The sequence below is a fragment of the Streptomyces acidicola genome, from assembly GCF_009377235.1.
GTDB lineage: Bacteria > Actinomycetota > Actinomycetes > Streptomycetales > Streptomycetaceae > Streptomyces > Streptomyces acidicola.
The window spans coordinates 1-3689 of sequence record NZ_VMNX01000434.1; the positions used below are offsets into that span (position 1 = coordinate 1).

The 3689-nt window shown below is 69.9% G+C and carries 2 protein-coding genes and 3 pseudogenes; 2 read left to right on the top strand and 3 right to left on the bottom strand.

All coding sequences use genetic code 11. The features are described 5' to 3' along the window. Positions 1-552, bottom strand: a pseudogene (locus tag FPZ41_RS45485) (OB-fold nucleic acid binding domain-containing protein); the annotation flags it as partial. On the opposite strand from FPZ41_RS45485, the pseudogene FPZ41_RS49290 reads away from it, so the two are divergent. Beyond that, positions 550-822 (top strand): annotated as a pseudogene (locus FPZ41_RS49290) (NF041680 family putative transposase); the annotation flags it as partial. The pseudogenes FPZ41_RS45485 and FPZ41_RS49290 overlap by 3 nt on opposite strands. Before the next feature lie 43 nt (positions 823-865). On the opposite strand, the gene FPZ41_RS45495 reads toward FPZ41_RS49290, so the two are convergent. Continuing rightward, positions 866-1591, bottom strand: coding sequence for a dienelactone hydrolase family protein (locus FPZ41_RS45495; RefSeq protein WP_152870669.1), 726 nt, complete (start codon positions 1589-1591; stop codon positions 866-868). Then, complete coding sequence (locus FPZ41_RS45500) at positions 1588-2031, bottom strand: hypothetical protein (RefSeq protein WP_228023452.1); 444 nt, start codon at positions 2029-2031, stop codon at positions 1588-1590. Before FPZ41_RS45500 ends, FPZ41_RS45495 begins: the two co-directional genes overlap by 4 nt. A gap of 952 nt (positions 2032-2983) precedes the next feature. On the opposite strand from FPZ41_RS45500, the pseudogene FPZ41_RS50525 reads away from it, so the two are divergent. Beyond that, positions 2984-3568: pseudogene (locus FPZ41_RS50525) on the top strand (Tn3 family transposase); the annotation flags it as partial. Positions 3569-3689: the final 121 nt, after the last annotated feature.

Genomic DNA, 3689 nt, shown 5'->3' on the forward strand with positions numbered 1-3689 from the left:
CGGCCGAGGAGGTCGAGGGCGGCCTGGGGGGCCGTGGTCGCGGCGGGCGGCGGCCACTTCGTCCAGGTCCCAGGCCATCTCGCCGACGACGGTGCGGCGCGGGCCGCGGGCCTCCACGGTGCCGCGCACCAGCAGGAGCCCGGAGTGGAACACGGTGTGAGCGACGTTCTCGTGGGAGTCCTCGAAGAAGGCGATGTCGACCAGGCCGGAGCCGTCCTCCAGGGTGCAGAAGATGACGCGCTTGCCGGACGGGATCGGCGGCGTCTGTGTGGACGCCCGGACTCCGGCGACCAGCACCTTCTGACCGGGCACCATGGCGCGCAGGTGGGCGGCATTGGTCGCGCCGAGCTCGCGCAGCAGCCGGTGGTGGTGCTCCATCAGATGCCGGCTTACGTCGATGGAGAGGGTGTCGAGTTCGGCGCCGAGCTTGTCCCGGCTGGTCATCTCCGGCAGTCCACTGGGGGTCGCGGTCACGAGCTCGCCGCCCAGCGGCAGCTGCCCGTCGGTGGCGGTGCGGGTGCGGGACTGCCGGTGCAACTCGACCGCCTGCAGATCCGCCTCCTGCGCGACGCCGCCGCCGACTTACGGCGGCCGTGGGAGAAACCCGCCGAGCCCGGCCGGCTCACCCTGGCCCGAGTCCGCCGAGGGTTTCCGAACCTCCGCCCGCACCTGCACTGTCCGGCCCGTGCACCGAAACCCTCAACTGCCGGACCTGGAAGACCACTTGGCTCGAAGAACCGGCGGCCCGCAACCCGCTACGACGTGGGCAAGACCGTGAAACGACCCGAGAGCATCACCGAACGAAACCGACTCAGACCATAAAGGACAAGGTCAGAGCCTGTGAACAAACCCCAGTCTGCCCAGATCAATCCGTTATGGGCAGGCACTCGGCGAGCAGGTCGACGACGTCCCGCCAAGCTCGCCGCGCGTGCTGAGGGTGATAACCGACCCCGGGAAGCACGATGTGGTCGACCGGTGGGTGATGGAAGGCGTGCAAGGCGCCGCCGTAGACCACGAGGCGCCAGTCGACGCCCGCAGCCTGCATCTCGGCGGTGAATGCGTCCCGTTGCGCGGGCGGCATGATCGGGTCTTCCGACCCGACCCCGGCCCACACCGGGCAATGAATGCGCGCCGTCTCGCCTGGTCGGCCCGTGGTCAGTCCGTTGACTGTCGCGATCGCGCGCAGGTCGACGCCGTCGCGCCCGAGTTCCAGCGCGATTGCGCCCCCGGTGCCGTAGCCGACGGCGGCGATCCGGTCCGGGTCGGTCCGCGGCTCGGCGCGGAGCACGTCGAGCGCCGCGTGGCCGATGCCTCGCATCCGGTCGGGGTCGGCGAGCAGCGGCATGCAACGGGCCAACATCTCCTCAGGGTCGCCCAAATAGCGCCCGCCGTGGAGGTCGAAGGCCAGCGCCACGTATCCGAGCTCGGCGAGCGCATCGGCCCGGCGGCGCTCGACGTCGCTGAGCCCCACCCCCTCGGGCCCGACCAGGACCGCGGGCCGGCGGTCGACACCGGCCGGGAGCGCGAGGTGCCCGATCATCGTCAGGCCGTCGGCCGCGTATTCGATCGTGCGCCTTGTAACTGTCGTCATGAGCCTGGACTGTAGTGATCGTCGAGCCCGGTCGGGCCGGTGTTCTGCCGCTGGCAGAAGGCAGGTCTCTGGCGGCAGCCGAAGTATCCACCGGGTCCGTTGATGGCCTCACCGATCGCGCAGTAGAAGGTGTCCCGGTCAACGACATGTCGGCCGTCCAAGGTGAATACCTGGCCTGCAGACGCATCGGGCTTCCCCTGGCGCTGGTACTCCCGGGACCACAGGGCCACCGACAGCCACGCGTGTCGGTCCTCGGGCGCGAGTTCGTACCAAATTCCGGCGAGGTGCACTCGGCGCGCGCCCTCCTCACCCGGCAGGGGCGTGAACAACCCCTCTGCCTCGTGAGCGAAGCCCCAGAAATCGCTGTCGTCCTTATCCGAGGTCAGCGCGTACTTCTGCCCCTCGCCGCCCAGCCCCGATGTTCGCATCGCACCCCCCATGAGAGCGCTGATCTTACCGACGCCGGGGGATCTGCCCGGCGGCCGCCGGCGCCGCCACCACCCCTGACCCCATCCCATCCATCTCGGAGGCCCTTTGACGAGCCACATACCCGCCTTCACTCATGAGAGTGAAGTGCAGAGAAGCACGATCGCGGAGAAGCGGCTGCACGCCACCGTGGCCAGGGCGCCTCAACGCGCGGACCCGGCGCTGCCGGCGGACCTGGTGGCCACGCTGGTGACGCCGGAGGGCGGCCGGTACTCGGAGCTGGAGCGGCTGCGCCGGCCGCCGACGGGTACGACGGGCACGGCGTTCGCGCGGTCGCTGGAGCGGGTCGATGAGATCGGTGCGTTCCAGCTAGGGCGGTTGAAGCTGTCGCAGATCCCGCCGAACCGGCTCGCGGCGCCGGCCCGGTACGGGCTGGGGTCAAAGGCCGCGAGCCTGGAGCGGGCCGCGGAGCCCAAGCGCACAGCAATGCTCACCGCGGTGATGCGCCACCTTGAGGCCAAGGCAATCGACGAGGCGCTGGACCTGTTCTCGGTGCTGATGGCGACGATGCTGATCAGCACGACGAAAAGGGCCACGGACAGGGAGCGGCTCTCGACGCTGCCGCAGTTGGAGAAGGCGTCGCGGACGCTGGCGCGGGCGGCGAAGGTGCTGTTCGAGGAGCTGGAGCTGGTCGAGGCACACGGCACGGATCTGGACGCGGCGGCGCTGTGGCGGGCGGTGGAGGAGGTCGCGCCGCGGGCGGTGGTGATGAGCGCGGCCGCGATGGTGGTCTCGCTGGTGCCGGAGGACGAGGACTCGGCGGCGGTCGCCATGCGGGCGGCGCTGGCCACCCGGTACAACACGGTGCGGCCGTTCCTGTCGTTGCTGGGCGAGTCGAAGGCGCTGGACGCGGCGAAAGGCGGGAAGCGGGTGCTGGCTGGGGTGAAGCGGCTGCCCGCCCTGGCGCGGCGGCGGGTGGAGAAGATGCTCCCGAAGATCGACCTGCCGGAGCTGCTGTTCGAGGTGCACGGCTGGACCGGGTTCCTGGACGCTTTCGTACACCTGGGCGACGGCACAACCCGCATGAAGGACCCGACCACCTCACTGGTGGCCCTTCTGGTCTCGGAGGCGTGCAACACCGGCATGACCCCGGTCATCAACCCCGCACATGAGGCGCTTCACCGTTCCCGGCTGGTGCACGTCGACCAGTTCTACCTGCGGGCCGACACCATCGCCGCGGCGAACGCCACACTGATCGAGGCGCAGGGCCAGGTGCCGATCGTGCGGTACTGGGGCGACGGCCTGCTGGCCTCGGTCGACGGGCTACGGTTCGTCGTCCCCGTCCGCACCATCAACGCCGCCCCGTCCCCGAAGTACTTCGGGTTCAAGCGCGGCATCACCTGGCTGAACGCCGTCAACGACCAGGTGTTCGGGATCGGGCAGATGGTGGTGCCGGGCACCCCGCGCGACTCCCTGCACATCCTGGACGCCCTGCTGAACCTTGATGGCGGGGTGAAGCCGGAGATGGTCGCCACCGACAACGCTTCGTATTTAGTTACCTGGACACCTCAGCTTCCGTTGGGAGTTGGGGGCGGCCGTCGAGGCCGTCAGATGCGATGGCCGCGGGGGTGTCCGTGCGAGTTCAGCAGCGGTGTCTGGAAGACGGCTCGAC

What these genes read in the sequence shown, in the direction of transcription:
- FPZ41_RS45500 (WP_228023452.1), bottom strand. Translation starts at nt 2,031, where the DNA reads ATGGGGGGTGCGATGCGAACATCGGGGCTGGGCGGCGAGGGGCAGAAG.
- FPZ41_RS45495 (WP_152870669.1), bottom strand. Translation starts at nt 1,591, where the DNA reads ATGACGACAGTTACAAGGCGCACGATCGAATACGCGGCCGACGGCCTG.